General features: G+C 55.2%; 18 protein-coding genes and 1 pseudogene. 9 read left to right on the top strand and 10 right to left on the bottom strand.

The annotated features are described in order from the left end of the window. The first annotated feature begins 504 nt into the window (after positions 1-504). Positions 505-759 (top strand): hypothetical protein, encoded by a 255-nt coding sequence (locus H3L93_RS05505; RefSeq protein WP_003795579.1) that lies wholly within the window; start codon positions 505-507, stop codon positions 757-759. Here the strand turns inward: H3L93_RS05505 and dinG are convergent. Then, positions 743-2,875: an ATP-dependent DNA helicase DinG gene (gene dinG, locus H3L93_RS05500; protein ID WP_003795581.1), complete on the bottom strand. Its 2,133-nt coding sequence runs from the start codon at positions 2,873-2,875 to the stop codon at positions 743-745. The two genes, H3L93_RS05505 and dinG, sit on opposite strands and share 17 nt — an antisense overlap. Before the next feature lie 357 nt (positions 2,876-3,232). Next, complete coding sequence (gene pqiB, locus H3L93_RS05495; RefSeq protein ID WP_003795585.1) at positions 3,233-4,882, bottom strand: intermembrane transport protein PqiB; 1,650 nt, start codon at positions 4,880-4,882, stop codon at positions 3,233-3,235. A 164-nt stretch (positions 4,883-5,046) separates the two neighbouring features. Between pqiB and purL the strand changes: the two genes are divergently transcribed. After that, on the top strand, positions 5,047-8,940 hold the full coding sequence (gene purL / locus H3L93_RS05490; RefSeq protein ID WP_003795587.1) for a phosphoribosylformylglycinamidine synthase: 3,894 nt from the start codon (positions 5,047-5,049) through the stop codon (positions 8,938-8,940). 5 nt (positions 8,941-8,945) lie between these two features. Here the strand turns inward: purL and H3L93_RS05485 are convergent, their stop codons facing one another. After that, on the bottom strand, positions 8,946-9,101 hold the full coding sequence (locus tag H3L93_RS05485; RefSeq protein ID WP_155803079.1) for a hypothetical protein: 156 nt from the start codon (positions 9,099-9,101) through the stop codon (positions 8,946-8,948). A gap of 364 nt (positions 9,102-9,465) precedes the next feature. On the opposite strand from H3L93_RS05485, the gene H3L93_RS05480 reads away from it, so the two are divergent. Together H3L93_RS05480 and H3L93_RS05475 are read left to right on the top strand one after the other, a co-directional pair. Beyond that, positions 9,466-10,854 (top strand): GntP family permease, encoded by a 1,389-nt coding sequence (locus H3L93_RS05480; protein WP_003795592.1) that lies wholly within the window; start codon positions 9,466-9,468, stop codon positions 10,852-10,854. Between the two features lie 204 nt (positions 10,855-11,058). Beyond that, the gene (locus H3L93_RS05475; RefSeq protein ID WP_003795594.1) at positions 11,059-11,568 is read left to right on the top strand and encodes a gluconokinase; all 510 of its coding nucleotides are present in this window, start codon (positions 11,059-11,061) and stop codon (positions 11,566-11,568) included. Positions 11,569-12,056: 488 nt separating this feature from the next. Here the strand turns inward: H3L93_RS05475 and H3L93_RS05470 are convergent, their stop codons facing one another. Further along, entirely contained in the window at positions 12,057-12,488 is a 432-nt protein-coding gene (locus H3L93_RS05470; RefSeq protein ID WP_003795597.1) for an EamA family transporter, read from the bottom strand. Between the two features lie 148 nt (positions 12,489-12,636). Here H3L93_RS05470 and ybaK point away from each other — a divergent pair, with 148 nt between their 5' ends. After that, positions 12,637-13,119 (top strand): Cys-tRNA(Pro) deacylase, encoded by a 483-nt coding sequence (gene ybaK, locus H3L93_RS05465; protein WP_003795598.1) that lies wholly within the window; start codon positions 12,637-12,639, stop codon positions 13,117-13,119. 10 nt (positions 13,120-13,129) lie between these two features. Continuing rightward, a complete protein-coding gene (locus H3L93_RS05460) occupies positions 13,130-13,789 on the top strand; it encodes a tetratricopeptide repeat protein (protein WP_003795601.1) in 660 nt (219 codons plus the stop codon). A 228-nt stretch (positions 13,790-14,017) separates the two neighbouring features. Here the strand turns inward: H3L93_RS05460 and H3L93_RS05455 are convergent, their stop codons facing one another. Further along, positions 14,018-15,028, bottom strand: coding sequence for a D-alanyl-D-alanine carboxypeptidase family protein (locus H3L93_RS05455; protein WP_003795603.1), 1,011 nt, complete (start codon positions 15,026-15,028; stop codon positions 14,018-14,020). A gap of 402 nt (positions 15,029-15,430) precedes the next feature. Here H3L93_RS05455 and H3L93_RS05450 point away from each other — a divergent pair, with 402 nt between their 5' ends. Further along, positions 15,431-17,326: a monovalent cation:proton antiporter-2 (CPA2) family protein gene (locus H3L93_RS05450; protein WP_003795607.1), complete on the top strand. Its 1,896-nt coding sequence runs from the start codon at positions 15,431-15,433 to the stop codon at positions 17,324-17,326. Further along, positions 17,326-17,823 (top strand): GNAT family N-acetyltransferase, encoded by a 498-nt coding sequence (locus H3L93_RS05445; RefSeq protein WP_003795610.1) that lies wholly within the window; start codon positions 17,326-17,328, stop codon positions 17,821-17,823. The genes H3L93_RS05450 and H3L93_RS05445 overlap by 1 nt, the downstream gene beginning before the upstream one ends. Before the next feature lie 104 nt (positions 17,824-17,927). On the opposite strand, the gene H3L93_RS05440 is transcribed toward H3L93_RS05445, so the two are convergent. The 5 genes and pseudogenes from H3L93_RS05440 to H3L93_RS13315 all read right to left on the bottom strand — a co-directional run bounded on the left by H3L93_RS05440 (position 17,928) and on the right by H3L93_RS13315 (position 21,820). After that, positions 17,928-18,878 (bottom strand): cupin domain-containing protein, encoded by a 951-nt coding sequence (locus tag H3L93_RS05440; RefSeq protein ID WP_003795612.1) that lies wholly within the window; start codon positions 18,876-18,878, stop codon positions 17,928-17,930. Between the two features lie 143 nt (positions 18,879-19,021). Further along, positions 19,022-19,321 carry an AzlD family protein gene (locus tag H3L93_RS05435; RefSeq protein WP_003795615.1) on the bottom strand — a complete coding sequence of 100 codons (300 nt, stop codon included), beginning with the start codon at positions 19,319-19,321 and terminating at the stop codon, positions 19,022-19,024. After that, a complete protein-coding gene (locus tag H3L93_RS05430) occupies positions 19,318-20,028 on the bottom strand; it encodes an AzlC family ABC transporter permease (protein ID WP_003795618.1) in 711 nt (236 codons plus the stop codon). The genes H3L93_RS05435 and H3L93_RS05430 overlap by 4 nt, the downstream gene beginning before the upstream one ends. 213 nt (positions 20,029-20,241) lie before the next feature. Beyond that, positions 20,242-21,542, bottom strand: a pseudogene (locus tag H3L93_RS13485) (tannase/feruloyl esterase family alpha/beta hydrolase). Between the two features lie 152 nt (positions 21,543-21,694). Then, entirely contained in the window at positions 21,695-21,820 is a 126-nt protein-coding gene (locus H3L93_RS13315; RefSeq protein ID WP_003795626.1) for a hypothetical protein, read from the bottom strand. A gap of 119 nt (positions 21,821-21,939) precedes the next feature. Between H3L93_RS13315 and H3L93_RS05420 the strand changes: the two genes are divergently transcribed. Further along, the gene (locus tag H3L93_RS05420; RefSeq protein ID WP_003795628.1) at positions 21,940-22,107 is read left to right on the top strand and encodes a hypothetical protein; all 168 of its coding nucleotides are present in this window, start codon (positions 21,940-21,942) and stop codon (positions 22,105-22,107) included. Positions 22,108-22,112: the final 5 nt, after the last annotated feature.

Genomic DNA, 22,112 nt, shown 5'->3' with positions numbered 1-22,112 from the left:
CTGAAATGCTGCACGCCCTACGCCAAATACACGATGCTGTTTTAATGATGATTTAACGATAACAAACGAATTTGTCGGCTAGCCGCCGACGCTCCATTTTTAATTTTAGCTTCGCAACTCCGCTACGCCCCGCAGGCTGCCTTGACGGATTGAGGCAGCCTGAAAATAATTTGTGCTTTGTGGTTGGCTTTGGGTGTAGGGGAAAGGGCAGTAGCATCAAGCAGTTGTGAAGCATTAGGCAGCCTGAAACCATTGCCAAACCTAAGTAGGTCGGGCATTGATGCCCGATGTTTTTAAATTTCTGGCGTGTTAAGAGACAAATAGTATTTGTCGGGCATCAATGCCTGACCTACAAATGCCTTGATGGAATAGGCAGCCTGCGGAGCGTAGCGGCGTTGCGAAGCTCAAACCAATCTATCCAGCAAAAACCGCGTGGCAGAACACCAAGCGGTTTTTGTTTTTCAGGCTGCCTTTTGTTTATGCGATAAGGCAGCCTGAAACGGGATGCGGCGTGTGAACGTGGGCGCAAAGGTTGGGCAGCCTGAAAAGCTAATCCGCGCCTCTACGGCTTGCTGGCAAGCCGTGCGCTGGCAAAGGATGATTTGGCTGAATGGGCTGATTGGGCGGCGCGCCGCCGACACTCCATTGGATTGTTTTAACTTCGCAACTCCGCTATGGTTTCAGGCTGCCTATTGTGTATGCGACACACACAATAGGCAGCCTGAAACCGTATGCGCGGGGTTTACCCTAGCCGTTTAAACGGCGGTAAGCAGGCGAGCAGTTGTTGCCCGTAGCGTTGAGTGGTGATGCGGTTGTCTAGGATGGTGATGCGCCCGTAGTCGCTTTCGGTGCGAATCAGCCGCCCAACGGCTTGCACCAGTTTGATGCTGGCTTCGGGCACGGTGATTTCCATAAAGGGTCGCCCGCCGCGTTTTTCTATCCAGCGGCTTTGGGTTTTTTCTATGGGGTTGTCGGGCATGGAAAAGGGGAGTTTGACGATGATAACGTGCACGCAGGCTTCGTGCGGCAAGTCTAGCCCTTCGGCAAAGCTGTCTAGCCCGAAGATGATGCTGGGCTTGCCATCGGCAAGGTTTTGATGATGCTGGGCAAGCAGCTTGGATTTGGATTGTTCGCCTTGTATCAGCAGGTGCGGCAGGTAGTTTTCAGGCAGCCTGAAAGCGACTTCTTGCATTTGCTTGCGCGAGGTGAATAACACCAGCGTGCCTATGGGAGCGGTGTCGCTGATGAGCTTGGGCAGCCATTCAATCACTTCGTTGGTGTGAGCGACGGGGTCTTTGGGGCTGGTGCTGATGGGCGGGAGATAGAGTTCGCCTTGCTCGGCAAAATTAAATGGGCTTTGCAGGGCGAGGGTGGTGGTTTCGGGCAGCCATGTGAGCCCTGTTTGGTTGAGCAGCAGCTTGAAGTTGCCGAGGCTTTGCAAGGTGGCGGAGGTGAGAATGGCGCCTGCTGCGCGTTTGAATAATTTGTTTGCCAACATGGTGGCGGCGGTGATGGGGCTTGCGTGGAATGTCCAGTCTATTTTGTCGCTTTGCGGGTGGCTTATCCATTTGGCGAGCGGTTCTTTGTCTTCGCTGGGGGCGGTGGCGATGAGTTGCCACACGGCGGCGATTTGCTCGGTGCGGGCAACGAAGATGCCAAATTCGGTGCTGATGCGGTCTATTTGGCTGCTGTCTTGGTCTTTGTCGCGGCGGGCGGCGGCAAGCGCGTCGGCAAGCTGGCTGACGTTGTTGGCAAGGGCTTGGGCGGCGATGTTTGTGTTGTGAACAAGGTTTTCCAATTCGGGCGGGATGATGCCGTCTTGCCACAGCCAAATGGTTTCGTGCTCTTGCTCGCTGGCGGCTAATTCGGGCGCATCCATCAGGTGAAATTGCCATTCGTTTAGGCTGTCTAGCAGGCTGTTGGCGGCTTCGTTGGCTAGGTTGGCAAGTTCTAGCTTGTCGGTGAGCAGGGCGATTTTTTGCGTGTGCTGCGGCAGTTTTTCGGCTGTCCACATCGCGTGTAGCCAGGTGTGTTCGGCGGCAAATTGGTTCAGGGCTTTTTTCGGCAGATGATGCGCTTCGTCAATGCAGTAGAAGCTGTTTTCGGGCGCGGGCAGAATCACGCCGCCGCCCATGCTGATGTCGGCGAGCAGCAAATCGTGGTTGGCAACGATGACATCGGTGTGTTCCAGCGTGTCGCGGGCGAGGTAAAACGGGCATTCGGCGCGGTTGGGGCAGGCGGATTTCAGGCAGCCGTGGCGGTCGTTGGTTACTTGCTGCCACAGGGCATCGTCGATTTTTTCGCTCCATGTGTCGCGGTCGCCGTTGAATTGGCGGCTGGCAAATTGGTTTGCCATGTTTTGCAGAGTGGCGATTTCTTCGGCTTTGGGCTTGTTGCTCCACAGCACGGCGGGCTGTTCTATGCCGTCTAGGGTTTGCTGGGCGTTGGTTTGAGTGAGCTGGTAGAGTTTGTAGGGGCAGAGGTAGCGTCCGCGCCCTTTGGCGAGGGCGAAGCTCAGTTCCAGCCCGCTTTGCGCGACCACAAACGGCAAATCGCGTTCCACCAATTGCTCTTGCAGGGCGATGGTGGCGCTGGAAACGATTAGGCGCTTGTTGCGCGTTTGCGCCATGATGCCGCCTGCCAACAAATACGCCAGCGATTTGCCTACGCCTGTTGGGCCTTCGATAACGGCGATGCTCTCGCCTTGTCGCTCGGGCGCGTCGCCGCCTTCTTCGCGCGTGAGCGTGCGGGAAAAGGCGTTGGCAATGGCGGCAATCATTTCGCGCTGGGCGGGGCGGGGGCGAAAGTGGGGCAGGTTTTCGGAGATGGCGCGGTAGTGGTCGCGGATGGCGTTTTTTTCTAGGTCGGTGAGCATGGTGATTTGTTGGTTTGGTTTTCAGGCTGCCTTTTGGGGCAGCAAAGGCAGCCTGAAATCTAAAAATGGTGCGTTCAACTGGGCTTAAAAAGTTGCCAATATGTCGGCGAGCTGCCGATGTTCCATCGGTTGCAGGTTTGGCATGAAATAGAGTAGGGCGGGGATTAGGCGTTTCAGGCTGCCTGTTAGGTTAAGGCAGCCTGAAAACGGGAAAACAGTTGTAGAGCAAATGAAACAAGAGCAGGGCGATGCGCCACAGTGGCAGATAGGCAGCCTGAAACAGCTTTTGGCAAACAACCATTTTCTCATCTTTAATGATGCGTTCGCCAAGTTTCAGGCTGCCTATCCGCATCCGCCTTATTTACCCTTCGGAATCGGGTCTTTGCCGCCCCTGTTAAAAATCAACGCATTGGGCTGTTCTTTCAGCGTGCGGATAACGGGCTGGGCGGATTGCAAGGTGCGGTCTATGCTTTGCAGCGTGTTTTGCACGTCTTGATACACGGGCGATTGCGGCGACACGCCTTGCAGCGTTTGGCGCAGCTCGCGCAGGGTTTGGTTCAGCTCGGCGGGCAGGCTTTGCGTGCTGTTTTGCGCGATGAGTTTGTTTGCCGATGCCAGCATGGTCTGCGCGGATTTCAGCGTGCCGCGTAGCTCTTTCAGGCTGCCGTTAAGCTCGCCCACGGTTTTATCCAACGGCAGGGCGTTGAATTTGTCCAACAGCTTGGCTACTTGGTTTTGCAAATCATCCAAGCCGCCGCCGCGCGTGCCAATCACGATGTCGCCGCCGTATTCGCTGTGCGGTTTCAGCGGCGGCGTGCTGCTGGGGCTGTCGTTTAGCTCCACCAGCTTGCTGCCGAGTACCAAATTGTTGCTGCCCAAGCTGGCGGTTAAGCCGTTATCTAAGGCAGCCTGAAACGTGCTTTGCCAGTATGCTTTGCTTTGGGGCGTGTCGCCACGTTGTTCAATTCGGTCGGGGTCTATGCGAATGCGCACGGGAACGTAGCCGTGTTCAAACAATTTCGCGCTGTCGCCCGCTTGAAAATAGGGCACAGCGGCAACGTTGCCAATGCGGATGCCTTTGTACACCACGGGTGCGCCGATGTCTAAACCGCGCACGGAGCTGTTGAAAAAGGCAACGTAATACAAAGTGCGCTCGTTGGGCTGGTTTTCAATTTCGGCGCGGTCGTTGTGGATGGTGAAGGTGGTGCCGCTGCTCACATTGTTGGCAGAGGGGGGCGAGTCAAACGCAATTGCGCCCGACAAAATGGCAGAAAGCGGTGCGCTGTCCACTTTAATCCCGCCGCCGTCCAGCCGCACGTCTATGCCGCTGTCCAGCCAAAAATGGCTGCCCGAGTTCACAAGGCTTTCGTTGGGGCTTTGGATGAAAATGCTGTATTGCACGCTTTGCGTTTTCGGGTCAAATTTCGCGCTTTCCACCGTGCCCACGGTGTGATTTTCATACATCACGGGGCTGCCCGCGCCTATCATTTTGCGGTTTTTGCCCGTGAGCGTGAGGCGCAAGCCTGTTTGCCCTGCGGCGGAAATCGGCGGCAAGTCGGATACTTTAAATTCGTGTTCCACTTCGCTTTGCGGGCTGCCTGCGCTAAACGCGATGTATGAGCCTGAAAGCAGCGTGCCCAGCCCGGTTACGCCGTTTTGGTCTATGCGCGGTTTGACCACCCAAAACTGCGTGTCTTTACGCATCAAAGCCGCGCCGTCTTTGTCAATTTTGGCAGTAAGCTCCACACCTTTTTGGTCGGGCTGCAAGCGGATGCGTATCACGCGCCCCACTTCCACATTCAGCATCCGAATGGTGGTGTTGTTTACTTCAATGCCATCGGCGTTATCCATATACAGCTTGATTTCTGTGCCGCGCGAGCGAAAGCTGTCAATCAACAGATAGCCGCCCACAATGGCGGCGGCAAGGGGAATCAGCCAAACGGTGGAAACCAGCGTTTTGCTGGGGCGAACTTTGGCGGTGTGCGGATGGGGCGTGTGTGCAGTCATACAATAATCAATAATAAAAGGGCAGCCTGAAAATAGGCAGCCTGAAAAAGGTGTTAGTTTACCGTAAAACGGCTAAATTTTCAGGCTGCCCTGCAAACCAGCATCGCAATCTCGCGTATAATCCGCCTTTTTCCCAACCCTTGTCTGAACGAAAGATTGAGACCATGTCTGTTGTTACTGCTTTTCGCGGCGAAACCGCGCTTTCTGCTTTCCGCATCAACAAATTGCTGCAAAAAGCCCAAACGCTCGGGCTGCCTGAACACGCTGTTGCCAGCGAATATTGGTATTTTGTGGCATCGGATGCGCCGCTATCAGATGCGGATGCGTTGCAATTAAAGGCTTTGCTGGCTGCTGAACGGGTAACTCCCCCAGATGCCACGCAAAGCCTTTTTTTAATCACCCCGCGCATCGGCACGATTTCCCCGTGGTCTTCCAAAGCCACCAACATCGCGCACAACTGCGGTTTGGCGCACATTGAGCGCATTGAACGCGGCATGGCGGTATCGCTTTCAGGCAGCCTGAAAACGGATGAGCGCGAACAATGGGCTGCCTTGTTGCACGACAGAATGACCGAAAGCGTGTTGCCCGATTTTCAGGCTGCCGCGCAATTATTCGCGCAACACGACAGCCCATCCTTCGCCAGCGTGGATATTCTGGGCGGCGGCAAAGACGCGCTGCTTGCCGCCAACGCCGAAATGGGCTTGGCGCTTTCGTCCGATGAAGTGGACTATCTGCTGGACAACTATCGCGCGTTAAACCGCAATCCAACAGACGTGGAACTGATGATGTTCGCCCAAGCCAACAGCGAGCATTGCCGCCATAAAATTTTCAACGCCGATTTTGTGCTCAACGGCGAAAAACAGCCCAAATCGCTGTTCCGCCTAATACGCGACACCCACGAAGCCAGCCCCAACGGCACCATCGTTGCCTACAAAGACAATTCTTCCATCATCGAAGGCGCGGAAATTGCGCGGTTCTACCCCAGCGCGGCGTGCAACCAAGCCTACGATTTTCATACTGAAAACACCCACATCCTGATGAAAGTGGAAACGCATAACCACCCCACCGCCATCGCCCCCTTTGCCGGCGCGGCAACAGGCGCAGGCGGCGAAATCCGCGATGAAGGCGCAACAGGGCGCGGCGCACGCCCCAAAGCAGGGCTAACAGGCTTCACTGTTTCCAATTTGCAAATTCCCGATTTCAGGCTGCCTTGGGAGCGCGATTACGGCAAGCCCAACCGCATTTCATCCGCGCTGGACATTATGCTTGAAGCCCCCATCGGCGGCGCAGCGTTTAACAACGAATTTGGTCGTCCCAACTTGCTGGGCTATTTCCGCACCTTTGAGCAAACCTTTAACCAGCAAGTGTATGGCTACCACAAGCCGATTATGATTGCGGGCGGCTTGGGCAACATCCAAGCGGCGCAGTCGCACAAAAACGAAATCCCCGAGGGCGCATTGCTGGTGCAACTGGGCGGCGCGGGGATGCTGATTGGCTTGGGCGGCGGCGCGGCTTCTTCTATGGCAACGGGCAGCAACAGCGCGGATTTGGATTTTGACTCGGTGCAACGCGGCAACCCCGAAATGGAACGCCGTGCGCAAGAAGTGATAGACCGCTGCTGGCAGCTGGGCGATGCCAATCCGATTATTTCCATTCACGACGTAGGCGCGGGCGGCTTGTCCAACGCCTTTCCCGAATTGGTAAACGATGCAGGGCGCGGCGCGGTTTTCAGGCTGCGTGATGTGCCGCTGGAAGAACACGGCTTGTCGCCCTTGCAAATTTGGTGCAACGAATCGCAAGAGCGTTATGTGCTGGCAATTTTGCCCGAAGATTTGGATACATTCCGCGCCATTTGCGAACGAGAACGTTGCCCGTTTGCCGTGGTTGGCACGGCTACCGATGATGGACATTTGCGCGTGCGCGATGATGTGTTTGACAACAGCCCTGTTGATTTGCCGCTCAATGTGTTGCTCGGCAAACCGCCCAAAACCACGCGCACGGATAACACCGTAAGGCAGCCTGAAACGGCATTTGACGCATCCCAATACGATTTGCAAGAAAGCGCGTATCGCGTATTGCGCCTGCCTGCCGTGGCCGCGAAAAACTTCCTGATTACCATTGGCGACCGCAGCGTGGGCGGCATGACGCACCGCGACCAAATGGTGGGCGCGTGGCAGACTCCCGTGGCCGACTGCGCCGTTACGCTGATGGGCTTCAACACGCATCGCGGCGAAGCCATGAGCATGGGCGAAAAACCCGCGCTCGCCCTGTTTGACGCGCCCGCATCGGGCAGAATGTGCGTGGGCGAAGCATTGACCAACATCGCGGCAACCCATATCGGCGCATTGGGCAACATCAAATTGTCCGCCAACTGGATGGCAGCCTGCGGTGTGAAGGGCGAAGACGAAAAACTCTACCGCACCGTGGATGCCGTTTCGCAACTGTGCCAATCGCTCGGCGTGAGCATCCCCGTGGGCAAAGACAGCCTGTCGATGAAAACCGTGTGGCAGGAAAACGGCGCGCAGAAATCCGTCGTGTCGCCGCTCTCCTTGATTATTTCCGCCTTCGCCCCCGTGCAGGACGTGCGCAAAACCGTTACGCCCGACATCAAACCCGTGGCGGACAGCGTGCTGCTGCTGGTGGATTTAGGCTTCGGCAAGGCGCGCATGGGCGGCTCTGCATTGAGCCAGGTGTGGAACGACTTGGGCGGCGAAAGCCCAGACATCGACGCGGACACACTGAAAGTGTTCTACGAAATCATGCAGCAGCTGGTGGCCGAAGACAAACTGTTGGCCTATCACGATCGTTCGGACGGCGGCCTGTTTGCCACGCTGGCAGAAATGGCGTTTGCCGGCCGCACGGGGCTGAACATTGATTTGGAAGAAGATTTCGCCATGGAACGGCTGGTGGAAAACCGCTGCGATCAAGACATCCTGTTCAATGAAGAACTGGGTGCGGTCATCCAAATCCGCCATGAAGATTTGCATTATGTGCAGGCCTTGTTCGAGCAGCGCGAGTTCCCCGAACTTCTGTACCAAATCGGGCAGCCTGAAATCGGCAGCGGCGACCTCAAAATCGGCGAAACCGTGTTTGCATTGGCCGATTTGCAGGCTGCGTGGCAGGAAGCCAGCCACCAAATCCAACGCCTGCGCGACAACCCCGCCTGCGCCGACAGTGAATTTGCCTTGCTTAAAGACAATGCCCGCAGCAAATTGTTCGCTGATTTAACGTTTGACCTGCGCGAAGACATCGCCGCGCCATTTATTTCAGGCAGCCTGAAACCCAAAATCGCCGTATTGCGCGAACAAGGCGTAAACGGGCAAGTGGAAATGGCGGCAGCGTTCCACCGCGCAGGCTTTGAGGCGTATGACGTGCATATGTCCGACCTGCTAAGCGGGCGTACCGACCTTGCCGATTTTCAAATGCTGGCGGCGTGCGGCGGGTTCAGCTACGGTGATGTGCTGGGCGCGGGCGAGGGCTGGGCAAAAACCATTTTGTTCAACGCCAAGCTGCGCGATATGTTCGCCGCCTTTTTCGCCCGCCCCGACACATTGAGCCTGGGCGTGTGCAACGGCTGCCAGATGATGAGCAACCTTGCCGAAATCATCCCACATGCGAACCATTGGGCGAAATTCAAGCGCAACGAATCGGAGCAGTTTGAAGCGCGGTTCGGCATGGTGCGCGTGCCCAAATCGCCCTCGCTGATTTTGGCGGAGATGGCGGGCAGCGCGTTGCCCGTGGTGGTGAGCCACGGCGAAGGGCGCGCCGATTTTGCCCACTTTGGCGCGGGCGGCGGTGTGCCGCAAGATTTGGCCGTTGCCCTGCAATACATCGACGGCTTGGGCGAAGTTACCCAAGCCTATCCGCTCAACCCCAACGGCTCGCCCAACGGCATCGCAGGCATCACCACCCGCGATGGGCGCGTTACCATTATGATGCCGCACCCCGAGCGCACCTTCCGCACCGCGCAAATGAGCTGGCTGCCCGAAAGCTGGAAACAGCATGAGCTGGCAGGCTGGTATCGCTTGTTTGCAGGAGCGCGTAAGGCGTTGGGCTAGGGCGGTTATCGTTCAAGGCAGCCTGAAAAACGAAAAATGGAGCGGCAACGGCTCGTCGCCAAAATGTCGGCAAGCCGCCCATGCGCCATTGGATTATTTTTCAGGCTGCCTTTTGTTTGCACGATGAGGCAGCCTGAAAAATGAGTAGGCAATCGTTGCATTTGCCGTTTAAACGGTGATTAAACGATGGCAAACGAATTTGCCGGCGAGCCGCCAACGCGCCATTTCCCGTTTTCAGGCTGCCTCTACCCGCTTAATTAAGCCACATCCGCAACACCTCACGCCACCCTAACAATCATCTCCCGCTTAACCATAACAAAAAATTCTAAACAAATCTTTACACCGGTGCCATAATACCGCCAACACAGTTGAACCATCCGCGCGGCAGTTCGCGCCCGCTGCGCCGTTTGCTTCGTTGCCTCCACGCCGCAGGGGCAGGGCGCAACACCACCCCCGTAACGGTTCATCCGGTTCTGATTTCTAACAATTATTTCCCACCATCCCTTGCTACAACAGGAGAATCCCATGAACGATTGGCATCAAACCCTAAGCTCAGGCACGCTGCTGCTGATTGCCGCCGCAGCCATCGCCTTAATTTTATTGATGATTATGCGCTGGCGCGTTCACGCGCTGCTCACGCTCACCGTGGTGAGCCTGCTCACCGCGCTGGCAACAGGCATTCCCGCGCAAGCCATTGTGAACGATGTGTTGTTGAAAAATTTTGGCGGCACGCTCGGCGGCGTGGCGATTTTGGTGAGTTTGGGTGCGATGCTCGGGCGGCTGGTGGAAACATCGGGCGGCGCGCAATCGCTTGCTGATGCCATGATTCGCACCTTTGGCGAAAAGCGCGCCCCGTTTGCGTTGGGCGTGGCATCACTGTTGTTTGGCTTTCCCATCTTTTTTGACGCGGGCTTGGTGGTGATGCTGCCCATCGTGTTCGCCGTGGCGCGGCGCATGAAAGCCACCGTGTTGGCGTATGCCTTGCCCTCCATCGGCGCGTTTTCCGTGATGCACGTTTTCCTGCCGCCGCACCCCGGCCCGATTACCGCCGCCGAGTTATACGGCGCCAATTTGGGCTATGTGTTGATTTTGGGCATCCCCATCGCCGTGCTCACTTGGTTGGTGAGCGGCTACGCATGGGGCTTGGCGGCCGACAAAATGTTCCCCATCAACGTGCCCGATTTAATCGCAGGCGGCAAACAAGACGACGACCAGCCCAAGCAGCCCGCCGGCGCAGGCTTGGTGGTGTCGCTGATGATGATTCCCATGCTGTTGATTTTCCTCAACACAGGCTTGCACATGGCAAGCGCATCGGGCTGGGTGGACGGCAAATCGCCCGCCGTGCAATTTTTGCGCATGGTGGGCAGCACGCCCGTTGCGCTGCTGATTTCGGTGTTGGCGGCGATGTATTTTCTCGGCACCAAACGCGGCATGAACGGCAGCGCGTTGGAAAAAACGCTGGACGGCACGCTCGGACCCGTTTGCTCCGTTATCCTGATTACAGGCGCGGGCGGCATGTTTGGCGGCGTGTTGCGCGCATCGGGCATTGGCGACGCGCTCAAAGACAGCATGGCGCATTTGGGCGTGCCCGTGTTACTCGGCTGCTTTTTGGTGGCGTTGGCACTGCGCATCGCGCAAGGCTCGGCAACCGTTGCCCTAACCACCGCCGCTGGCTTGATGGCAAACGCCGTTGCCGCCGCTGGCTATAACGATTGGCAACTGGCAGGCGTGGTGCTGGCTACCGCCGCAGGCTCGGTGGCCGCCAGCCATGTGAACGATTCGGGCTTCTGGCTGGTGGGGCGTTTGCTCAATTTAGACGTCGCCACCACGCTGAAAACGTGGACAGTCAATCAAACCCTCATCGCGCTGATTGGCTTTGCGCTATCGGCGGGCGCAGTTGCGCTATTGGGGTGATTTTATGATGCTGTTCCAAAAAGTATGCAGGCTTGATGATTATTGACAGCAAGCCGCTCCTTCTCCCGCTGGCGGAGAAAGGTTAGGATGGGGGCGGCAGGTTCAACAAACAGCCGCTCCCATCCGCAAAAGTAGCTTCACATTTTATCGGGGCAGTTTTCAGGCTGCCATGCCCATTGCCCCAATTAGAAAGGAACGCCATTTATGACCCACCACTACATCATCATGGGCATCTGCGGCTGTGGTAAAACCACCGTTGCCGAAGCCCTGCAACAGCATTTGCATTGCCCCTTTGCCGAAGGCGACGATTTTCACACCCAAGCCAACCGCGACAAAATGGGCGCAGGCATCCCGCTCAACGACGACGACCGCCGCCCGTGGCTAGAACGGCTGCGCGACTGGATGAGCGAGCAAGCGCAACACGGCGCAAGCCACACCATCGTTACCTGCTCCGCGCTCAAACACAGCTACCGCGATATTTTGCGGCAGGCGCAAGGTGAAGTGCATTTTGTGCATCTGTCGCCCCCCATCGCCGCCAACCGCGCCCGCATGGAATCGCGGCAAGGGCATTATATGAAAGCAGGCATGATTCAATCCCAGCTAGACACCTTGCAGCCGCTCGCCGCCGACGAGCAAGGCGTAGTGATTACCAGCGCAGGCGCGCCCGATGAAGTGATGGTGGACGTGATGCGCTATGTGAACGCGCAGCAATAATCAAAAGCAGCCTGAAACATTTGCCAGCGCACGGCTTGCTTGCAAGCCGTAGAAAGCGCGAACCCCAATTTCAGGCTGCCTTATTCGTGCAGAGTAGGGCGTTGCCACAATGCGCACTGGGTAAAAATACAGCGCACCTAGCGTGGGTATGGCGGCGCAACGCCATGAAACGGCTTAATTGCAGAAACGATAGATTGAAAGCGAAAAGGCAGCCTGAAAACGTTTTAAATGCCGTTTTATAGCCACTCAAAAAGTAGGGCGTGTGGCTTTGCCACGCACCGTTTAGCAAACCTTATCCCACGATAATTTCGCCGTAATAAACCCACACCCGTTTTCAGGCTGCCTATCGTCCATCCGATACCCTATTGCCGATTAGCTACCGCCCAATACTTGCCCACCATAAAAAGCAGCCTGAAAAGCCAAATTTAGCTTTTCAGGCTGCCTCTATACGCTGCATCACATCATCCCCGTATTAAACGAAACGCCCCTCACCGCTTAACCGCCAACACCAACACCCCCGCCGCCACCAGCGCAATCCCCAGCCAAGTCTGCCCGTTGGGCCGCTCCCCCAAAAACACCACCGCAAACACCGCCACCAACACCACGCTCAACTTATCAATCGGCGCCACTTGCGAGGCATCCCCCATCTGCAACGCCTTAAAATACGCCAGCCAAGAAGCCCCCGTTGCCAAGCCCGACAAAATCAAAAACAGCCAATTTTTCGCCGACAAACTGCCCAGCGGCTGCCATTTTTTCGCATAAGTCAAAAACGCGCTCAACGCCGCAATAATCACCAGCGTGCGGATAAACGTCGCAAAATCCGAATCCACGCCCTGCAAACCCAGTTTGGCAAAAATCGCCGTCATCGCCGCAAAAATCGCCGAAGCCAACGCCCAATAAAGCCAAGATTGCGCTGCCATGTTGCACTCCTTTCATGGTTTAAAAACACCATTTTACCGCGTTTCAGGCTGCCCATGCGCATCCCCCAGCCAGCGCCAGCCAGCAAAGCGCGAAAGGCAGCCTGAAAACTGCTAAAATCGCCTTTTTGCAACCCATCCCTCCAACATCATGGCAAAACCCGACTACCCCATCACCCCCGCTATCCGCTTTCTGCGTGAGCACAACATCGCCTTTGAGCCCAAACTCTATCCCTATGTAGAACACGGCGGCACGGCCGTTCCCGCGCAACATTTTGGCGTGGATGAACACGCCGTCGTCAAAACCATCGTGCTGGAAAACGATAAAAAACAAGGCTTAATCTGCATTATGCACGGCGACAAACACATCTCCACGCGCAACCTCGCCCGCGAGCTGGGCATGAAACACATAGAACCCGCCCAGCCCAACCAAGCCAGCAAATGGACAGGCTATCTGGTCGGCGGCACCAGCCCGTTCGGCACCAAAACCCCGCTGCCCGTGTTCGTCGAAGAAAGCATCTACGCGCTGCCCACCATCTACATCAACGGCGGCAAACGCGGCTTTCTCGTCGCCATTTCCCCGCAAGACCTCGCCCCTCTCAACCCCACCAGCGTGCACGTCGCCACCGAATAAGGAAAACACAATGAAAAAAACATGGAAAACCTGCCTGCTCACCGCCAGCCTGGCCGCATTCGCATTCGCCCCCCAAGCCGCGCTCGCCCAAGCCCCCGCCCAGCACAGCAAAAAAGCCAACGCCCGCAAAAGCGCCACCAACCAAGCCGTCTACAACCAAGCCATCGCCGCCGTGCAAAAAGGCGACTATGCCACCGCGTTCAAAATCCTAGAACCGCTCGCCAAAAAAGGCGACGCCACCGCGCAGCACAACCTAGCCGTGCTGTATCAAGACGGCTTGGGCACCACAGCCGACGCCAAACAAGCCCTGCATTGGTATGAAAAAGCCGCCGCGCAAGGCGAACCCGAAGCCCAATTTATGGCGGGCCTGATGTACAGCGACGGCATCGGCACCGCGCAAGACTACAAAAAAGCCGCCCAATGGTACGAAAAAGCCGCCCAAAAAGGACACGCCGAAGCGCAAAACAACCTCGCCGCGCGCTACGCCACAGGCACAGGCGTAACCCGAGACATGGCAAAAGCCAAATATTGGTATGGCAAAGCCGCCGCGCAAGGCAACAAACAAGCCGCCTACACGCTCCAACAGCTTGAAGCATTGGAGAAAAACAACGGCAGCCTGAAAACCCAAATGCTCAACGAAGCGCAAAAAACATTGCCGAACAAAAAATAAATTTCAGGCTGCCTCAACCAGATAAGGCAGCCTGAAAACGAGTAAAGCACGTTTTAGCGAAATGAATCATTAGGGCAGAGCAGGGCGGTTGCAACCGAACTATTACAACCAAACAACTTAAAACAATCATGCCAACGTGTTTTCAGGCTGCCTCATCGCACACCAAAGGCAGCCTGAAAAGCAAAAACGCATCCCATCAACAGGATGCGTTTTATCTTGTTCACAGCATTACAACGTCATCTGCGCGATGTTGCCCAAAGAACGCGCATCGCTGGCGCGGCTGGCGGAAGTTGCCGACCCTAGCACCACAATCACAACAGGCGTTTGCCCCATTTTCGCTTGCAGCACCATGGAACGCCCCGCCTCGCGGATGTAGCCCGTTTTTTGCAGCGTGATATTCATCAAACCCTCGCGCACCAAAACATTCGTGTTTTTATACTGCTGCAACTTACCATTGCTGGTATAAGCCTGACCATAATTGGAAGTCGTCAATTCGCGAATCTTCGCATAATGGCTTGCCGCTTGCACCATTTTGCCCAGTTCCAGCGCAGTGGAAACATTGCGTGGGTCTAAACCGGTCGGCTCATAAAAACGACTGTTCGCCATTCCCAAACTGCGTGCCTTGGCGTTCATCGCCGCCACAAACGCCGACATGCCGCCGGGGTAAGTCCGCGCCAGTGCATGAATCGCACGGTTTTCACTGCTCATCAACCCCAAGTGCAACAGTTGCGCGCGCGTTAGCGTCGTACCCACCGATAAACGGCTGCCGGTGCCCTTCAAACGGTCAATTTCCGCTTCGGTAATCGTAATTTGCTCATTCATATCCAAATGCGCATCCAGCAACACCATTGCCGACATCAATTTAGAAATGGAAGCAATCGAACGCACGCTGCTCATATTTTTCTGATACAAAACTTGCCCAGTTTTCGCATTCATAATCAACGCAGATTGCGCTTTAAGCATAGGACCAGCCTGTGCCGCCTGATATTGAATCGTGTTGGTGTGAACAGCATTAACAGGCGCAGCATTAAAATTGACAGAAGGCTGCATATAAGCCGCCAGCGGATCATATTCCGCCGTTTGCAGAGGAACATTATTTTGAACTTGTTGCGTTGCGAATTTTTGTTCCAAAAATTGCCCCAAAACATCCTCATCATCAACCGCATAAGCATTACTCATCAAGCCCAAGCTCAATAATGACGTGATACAAATGGTTTTGCCAAATTTCAAAATTGCCATAAGATTTTGTATTCCAAAAGATTTAGTTGCAGTGAATTAAAAAGAAAAAAGGTGATGCGCCAACCAATAAACTTGCCGCGCGAAAATAGAAAGAGAATATATCATTATTTCGCAATGAGTTAAAGAGTTTTTTTGCAAATTTTGATGAGTATGTAAGTTCCAATAATGTATATTATGTTAAATATTTGGTTTGGAAATTATCTTTACATTTTCCTTACGCAATTCTGTCCTTTTCAGGCTGCCTGAAACCTATCTTTTTGCAAGAAAATTGTGTAAAATCTAGGTACTTGGTAACAAATTGCGCCAATTCTTTTTTTCTGGCTGCAAACACAAACAAACCAAGTTCTCCGCGTTTTCTTTGTGTTCTCATTTTAACCACATCACTATTTAAGGACAGCCCGCATGACTGCGCTTCTTCTTTATGCTTTTATTTATCTTTCGTTTGCTGTGGGAGCGGTTTTAATCTCGCAAAAATTGGGCTTGGGCTCTGTGTTGGGCTACTTAATGGCGGGAATGTTAATAGGTCCTGTTTTACATTTTGTTGGCAAGGAAGCGGAATCTATTCAACATGTTGCAGAATTTGGTGTGGTAATGATGCTGTTTTTGGTGGGCTTGGAGCTTGCGCCAAAAATGTTGTGGCAACTGCGGCATAAATTGCTGGGGTTGGGTGGCTTGCAAGTGGTGCTGACGGTGGCGGCGATTACGGGCATCTCTATGGCTTTGGGCTATAAATGGCAAATTGGCGTGGCGGTGGGCTGTATTTTGGCGTTGTCGTCCACGGCGATTGTGTTGCAAACGTATAACGAGAAGCAGTTGATGCAAACGGCTGGTGGGCAAGCTGGGTTTGCGGTGTTGTTGTTTCAAGACGTGGCGGCGATTCCGATGCTGGCGTTGATGCCGCTTTTGGCGACTTCGGGCATTGCGAAAAAAGGGGAAGGCGGGCATACGGCTGGCAATTTGTTGGCGCATCAGCCCGGTTGGATTGTGGCGATTGTGAGCGTAGCGGCGATTTTGCTGATTGTGCTGGCGGTGCGTTATGTGGTGCCGTTTATGTTTCGCATCATCATCAAAAGTCGTGTGCGCGAGATGTTTACGGTGTTCACGCTGCTTTTGGTGGTGGGCATTGCCACGCTGATGTCGCTGGTGGGCTTGTCGCCTGCGCTGGGGGCTTTTGTGGCGGGGGTTACGCTGGCAAACAGCACTTATCGGCACGAAATGGAAAGCCGTTTGGAGCCGTTTAAGGGGATTTTCTTGGGGCTGTTTTTTATCACGGTGGGCGCGGGGATGAATTTTGCGATTTTGCAAAGCAAGTTTTTCCCGATTATTGGGATGACATTGGCTTTGCTGCTGGTGAAGGCTGCGGTGCTGTGGCTGCTGGCTAAGATTTTCAGGCTGCCTTCATTGGCGACCAAACTGTTTGCGCTGAGTTTGGCGCAGGCGGGGGAATTTGGTTTCGTGTTGCTGTCGATTGCGCAGGCGAACCATGTTTTGCCGAAAACGGTGTTGGACCGCATTAATTTGGTGGTGGCGTTGTCGATGGTGCTAACGCCGCTGTTGTTTATTGTTTATGAAAAGATTTTTGCGCCGCGTGCCATTAAGGAAGAAAACGAGGAAAGCCGTCAAAACGATACGATTGACGAAGCTAATCCTGTGATTTTGCTGGGGCATGGGCGGTTTGGGCAGCACATCAACAGCATGCTGACGGCTTGCGGCTACCACACGACGGTGATTGATAACCACGCGGAGATGGTGGAAGGCTTGGCGAAGCTGGGCATCAAATCGTATTACGGCGACGCGACCGACCCTGAGTTGCTCGGCTCGGCGGGTTTGGCGCACGCGAAGCTGCTGATTGTGGCGATTGACGGCAAAAGCGACACCACCGCGGTGGTGGAATATGTGCGCCGCCACTACCCTACTCTGCCGATTATTGCGCGGGCGCACGACCGTGTGCATGCTTATGATTTGCGCCATGCGGGGGCGAGCTACATTATCCGCGAGCTATCGGATTCTTCAGTGCGCGCGGGGCGCATTGCTTTGGAAAAACTGGGGATGCCGCCTGAAAAAGCGCGTGAGTTGAGCAAATTTTATGCTGCGCGGGATAGATATATGTCTGACCGTTTGGCGGAAGTGTATGACCCGAGCTTGCCGCTGTTTACCAATGAAAATGTGATGAGCGTGGTGCGCGAGGTGGATGGCGAAACGCAGGCGATGATGCAGACGATTTTGCACGATGGGCAGGTGGATTGGCATGAGCAAACGGAAGTGCCTGAAACCAAAATGAAAACGGGTATTTCGTGATGGACTACACGCTGTCGCTGGCGCAGTGCGAAGATTTGCCCGAAATTGTGGCAATTTACAACAGCACCATTGCTTCGCGCCAAGTTACGGCGGATTTGCAGCCTGTTTCCGTTACCGAACGCGAGGCTTGGTTTGTGGCGCATCAGCGCGAGAATCGTCCGCTTTATGTGGTGCGCGATGTTTCAGGCTGCCTGATGGCTTGGGCGAGCCTAAGCGATTATTATCCGCGTGCGGCATACCATCGCACCGCCGAAGTAAGCATTTATATCCACGCGCAACATCGCGGGGCGGGTTTGGGCAAATGGCTATTGGGCGAGATGATTCGGCGCGCGCCTGCGTTAGGCGTGCATAAATTGGTTGCGGTGATTTTTGTGCACAACACGGCGAGCATGGCGCTGTTTCGTGGCTTGGGCTTTGAGATTTGGGGGCGGCTGCCCGAGGTGTGCGATTTGGATGGGATGCTGGCGGATGTTGTGTTGCTGGGGAAAACGGTTTGAATAAAACCATTTGATTTAATTGAATAAAGCGTTTTCAGGCTGCCTATTGGTGATCACGATAGGCAGCCTGAAAACGCTTTTGGCGTTGTTGTAATGAAGAAAATTCAAATGCTGTAATCTTCTGTTTTCAGCGTTTCGGCGGTGATGCGCTGTTGGCGGTATTGCTTGGGCGTGCAGCCGTAGTGTTTTTTGAACACTTTGCCAAAGTGGGTTTCGGATTGGTAGCCTGATTCTAGGGCGACGGCGAGGATGGTGCTTTGGCTGTTGCGCAGGAGCATGGCGGCTTTTTGTAGGCGCATGCTGCTAACGAAGGCGTGGGGGCTGGTTTGCATTTGGCTGCGGAAAAGGCGCATCAGCTGGGCGCGGGAGAGTTTGGCGAGCTCGGCGAGTTCTTCTACGCGCCAGTCGCGCCCGGGCTCTTGGGTTACGGCTTGCACAACGCTGCGCAGGCGGCGATCGCGCCAGCCGTTGAGCACGCCTGTTAAGGGGGCTTGATGCTCGTTTTGGCTTAAATAGGTGCGCAGGATGTGAACGAGTAATACGGTGGACAGGGCGTTGATGGCGGCGGTTGTGCTGTGTTCGTTTTGGCTGATTTCGTATTGCAAAAGGCTAACGATGGCTTGGGTGGTGCTGTGTGGGGTGTTGAGAATGATGATTTCAGGCAGCCCTTGCAGCAGGCTGTTGTGGGTTTCGTAGGCGAAGTGGGCGCAGTATAGATTGAGCTGGGCGGCATTGGCGCTGGCGCTGGTTTGCTTGTGGGTTATGCTGCCTTGCTGGCTGATGCTGGGGGCGTGTTGGCTGTTGTTGCAGCCGATTTGGCTGCTGAGCGTGTGGGCGGCGTTGCGCGGGAAGAAGATGATGTCGCCCGCTTGCAATTGGCGGGCTTGGGCTTCGTTGTCTAGTTTTAGATAGCCTGTGCCGTGGGTTACGATGTGCACGACGCCTTGGGTGCGCTGGCTGCTGTGGCGCACATACCAATCGCCGTTGAAGCTGCATTGCACGTCTATGCTGCCTGTGATTTGGGCTAGGGTGATGAGGTTGTCTAGGATGGTCATGGCTGTGGGGTGAAAATGGATTGAGCTGGGATTTTAGGCAGCCTGAAAACGTTATACAAATGGTTTGTGGCTGCGATGCGCGTTTTGGTGGAGAGAATGCGTTTTTTGGCGGGAATGGGGTTTTCAGGCTGTCCCAATGCGCCCTACCCCATCAGCCAGCCTAAGATGCCCGATGTGGCGACGGCAACGATTACCGTGGGCAGCATGGAAAAGCGCGCTGCCATAAACAGGGTTACGGCAAGGGCGATGAGTTCATGCGGTTTGTGGGAAATAAAATGCGGCGCGATAACGGATAGCAATACGCAGGCGGGCGCGGCTTCTAGCGTGCGTGCCATGCGCGGCGAGAGCGTTTTGTTTTTTAACAAGAAAAAGCCGAGCAGGCGGGTGGAATAGGTTACGCAGAGCATGCCGATGATGGTGAAAAACGAAGCCCAGCTAATCATTTGGCGTCTCCATTGGCGAAGTAGGCAAAGAGCAGCCCTGCTAGCGTGCCTGCGGGGACATACCAGCCGCTGTTGGGCGCAATGGCGTACACAATAATGGCGACAACAAGGCTGATGAGCCAGGGTTTGGCAGCCTGAAAACCGCGCCACATGCCGCGCACGAGCACCAAAAACACGGCGGGAAACGCCATGCCGAAGCCGAAGCGGGAAACGTCGCCGAGCAAAGGCCCGATTGACGAGCCAAGTAAACCGCAGCCCACCCACATCACATACAGCACAACGGCCGTGCCCATGTAATACGGATAGCTAAACGGGGGCAAGCCTGCTTGCTGGCGGTGTTTGGCATCGGCGATGCCCATTGCCCAGCTTTCGTCTGTCATCACAAACAAGGCGGGCAGCAGCTTTTTGAGCGGCAAATCGCGCAGATACGGCACAAGGGCGGCGCCCATTAGGATATGGCGGCTGTTAATCATGGCGGTCATGGTGATGATGAGCAGCACGGGCAAGGGCGATGTCCACAAGCCGACGGCGGCAAATTCGGAGCCGCCGGCAAAGTTCAGCCCCATCATCAGCGTGGTTTCCAGCACGCTCATGCCTTTTTGCCCTGCTTGCGCGCCGAGAATCAAGCCGAAAGGAACAATGCCTATCATGATGGGGATGCAGTCTTTTGCGCCGCGTTTAAATTCTTGTTGGGTTTCTGATTTCATGGTGTGGATTGGGGGGTGGTTAAAGATGGGCAGCCTGAAATGGGGGGCATGGGGGAATGGTTTTCAGGCTGCCTTTGAGTTGGGCGGGATGTGAACGGATGGATGGCGGTACGCAAGATGGCGGTTTACCGTTGCTTGCGCTTGCGCGATGTTTTATGTTTTCAGGCTGCCTTGACAAAACGCATTGAGGCAGCTTGAAAACGGTTTGCGTCCTTATCGGCACACAAAACTTTCCGCTTGGTTTACATCGCCGTGGGTGTAGGTTGCCACTTTGGGGTAGGCGCACAGCGGTTGCGATTTGGCGGAGAAGGCTTTGCCTGTTGCCCGCATGGATTCGGGGGCTTTGCCGCTGTCGTGCCATTGTTCCAGCGCGGTGAGCGGGTCAAAATTGTCTAACGCGCTGCCGCCGCCGCAATGGGTCATGCCGGGGACGTTAAACAGGCGCACGGTGTCGCGGGCGTTTCGGGTGTCCGCCAAAAGCTGTTTGTACCAATCGCGCAAGTCCACAGCGGAGAACACGGGGTCGGATACGCCTTCAAAAACAATCATTTTGCCACCGCGCGCTTGGAAGGTGGAAAGGTCGGTGCTGGTGGCATCGTTTAACGCGCCGATTTGGTTGGTTTTGGCGACATCGCGGTCAAAATTGAAATCAAACGTGCTGAGCTGCGGTTGATAGGGGGTCATAAAATAGCTGGGCAAGCTGGCTGCGCCCAGTGTGATGTTGCGGGCGTTGGGCTGCGCAGTTTGCGAGTCGCCCAGTTTCCAAGCGCGCCAGCCTGCTTGGTTGATGCCTGCATCGTAAAACCAGCCGCTGTAAATGGGCTCGCCTTTGCTGGTTTTTGCGCCATCAAAAATGGCGTGCAGCAGTTTCACTTTATCTTTGCCGATTTGGTTTTGCACCATTTCGGGTTTGAAATCGCAGCTTTCCCATGCGTTGATGATGCGTTTTTTAAGCCGTCGCTTTTATCGCAACGGTTGAGCACGCCTTGCGCGATGGCATCTAAATCTTGTTGCGTGAGTGCGTTGGCAAAAATGCGTTCGCCTTGGGCGTTTTTCGGCGCGGCAGCCTGAAAATGCTGGTTGTCCCATGATTGCGCGATGGCGGCGCGTGATAGGCGAAAACCTGGGTTGCCCGCCACCACGCCATCAAACTCGGTGGGATAGCGCATGGCGGCAAGCATGGCTTCGCGCCCGCCGTTGGAGCAGCCCATAAAATAGCTGTGTTTGGGCTCGGCGCGGTAGGCTTGGCGGATAAGCAGCTTGGCGGCTTGGGTTACTTTGCCTGTGGATTGGTAGGCAAGATTGAGCCGCGCTTGCTGGTCTGCGCCAAACGATGCGTCGCCCGCGCCTTGATGCCCGCCATCCATGCTGACAACGGCGTAGCCGCGTTTGAGCGCGGGCGTGGCGGTTGAGCCTGCCACGGGCGTTGCGCCAACGGCGGGGGCGATGAAGCCATCCATGCCGCCACCGCCTTGAAACAGAAATTTGCCGTTCCAGTTTTCAGGCAGCCGCATTTGGTAGCCAATGTAATACGGCTTGCCGTCTGCGCCTGTGCGCTTTTCCAACTCGCCCGACACCACGCAATGTGCGCCAAATTCCACATCAGCGGCGGCGCGGGATGCGCCTGTGAACGCGGCTTGGTCGTCGCTGGGCAGCTTGCCTGCGTTCACCCATTGCGCGGAAACCACGCTATCGGCTGGGCGTATTGCTGGGCATTAAAAGCAGCAGCCTGAACGCTGCTGGCGGCAAACGCGGCGGCGAGGGCGAAACAGAGTTTTTTGCGGGATAACATGGGAATACTCCTTTGGGCGGCAATGATGGGTTGCGATAAAATGAAAGCGGCGATTGTATCATTTTGCGGGCGGCGGGAGTTTCAGGCTGCCTAATCGGCTTGGTTATGAAAGGCAAAATATGAAAACATTTGGCGCGGCATTCTTGTATGTATTTGCGCAGGGCTTGATTGCGCTGCTGTGGCATTATGTTTGGAATGATGATGAAGATGAGCCGTTTTGGAAAACACTATTTTATATTTGCTTGACATCGTTAGCATTGGCGGGGTTGAAGATTTGGTTGGATTAACAAGT

Origin of the sequence: Kingella oralis, from assembly GCF_014054985.1 — a bacterium.
In the GTDB taxonomy this organism is placed as follows: domain Bacteria; phylum Pseudomonadota; class Gammaproteobacteria; order Burkholderiales; family Neisseriaceae; genus Kingella_B; species Kingella_B oralis.
Note: the sequence above shows the minus strand (reverse complement) of the source record. Positions and strands in the feature narration are given on the sequence as shown.

Coding starts and splice junctions, on each gene's coding strand:
- H3L93_RS05505 (WP_003795579.1), top strand. CDS start 505: ATGCGGCGTGTGAACGTGGGCGCAAAGGTTGGGCAGCCTGAAAAGCTA.
- dinG (WP_003795581.1), bottom strand. CDS start 2,875: ATGCTCACCGACCTAGAAAAAAACGCCATCCGCGACCACTACCGCGCC.
- pqiB (WP_003795585.1), bottom strand. CDS start 4,882: ATGACTGCACACACGCCCCATCCGCACACCGCCAAAGTTCGCCCCAGC.
- purL (WP_003795587.1), top strand. CDS start 5,047: ATGTCTGTTGTTACTGCTTTTCGCGGCGAAACCGCGCTTTCTGCTTTC.
- H3L93_RS05485 (WP_155803079.1), bottom strand. CDS start 9,101: ATGCAACGATTGCCTACTCATTTTTCAGGCTGCCTCATCGTGCAAACA.
- H3L93_RS05480 (WP_003795592.1), top strand. CDS start 9,466: ATGAACGATTGGCATCAAACCCTAAGCTCAGGCACGCTGCTGCTGATT.
- H3L93_RS05475 (WP_003795594.1), top strand. CDS start 11,059: ATGACCCACCACTACATCATCATGGGCATCTGCGGCTGTGGTAAAACC.
- H3L93_RS05470 (WP_003795597.1), bottom strand. CDS start 12,488: ATGGCAGCGCAATCTTGGCTTTATTGGGCGTTGGCTTCGGCGATTTTT.
- ybaK (WP_003795598.1), top strand. CDS start 12,637: ATGGCAAAACCCGACTACCCCATCACCCCCGCTATCCGCTTTCTGCGT.
- H3L93_RS05460 (WP_003795601.1), top strand. CDS start 13,130: ATGAAAAAAACATGGAAAACCTGCCTGCTCACCGCCAGCCTGGCCGCA.
- H3L93_RS05455 (WP_003795603.1), bottom strand. CDS start 15,028: ATGGCAATTTTGAAATTTGGCAAAACCATTTGTATCACGTCATTATTG.
- H3L93_RS05450 (WP_003795607.1), top strand. CDS start 15,431: ATGACTGCGCTTCTTCTTTATGCTTTTATTTATCTTTCGTTTGCTGTG.
- H3L93_RS05445 (WP_003795610.1), top strand. CDS start 17,326: ATGGACTACACGCTGTCGCTGGCGCAGTGCGAAGATTTGCCCGAAATT.
- H3L93_RS05440 (WP_003795612.1), bottom strand. CDS start 18,878: ATGACCATCCTAGACAACCTCATCACCCTAGCCCAAATCACAGGCAGC.
- H3L93_RS05435 (WP_003795615.1), bottom strand. CDS start 19,321: ATGATTAGCTGGGCTTCGTTTTTCACCATCATCGGCATGCTCTGCGTA.
- H3L93_RS05430 (WP_003795618.1), bottom strand. CDS start 20,028: ATGAAATCAGAAACCCAACAAGAATTTAAACGCGGCGCAAAAGACTGC.
- H3L93_RS13315 (WP_003795626.1), bottom strand. CDS start 21,820: ATGTTATCCCGCAAAAAACTCTGTTTCGCCCTCGCCGCCGCGTTTGCC.
- H3L93_RS05420 (WP_003795628.1), top strand. CDS start 21,940: ATGAAAACATTTGGCGCGGCATTCTTGTATGTATTTGCGCAGGGCTTG.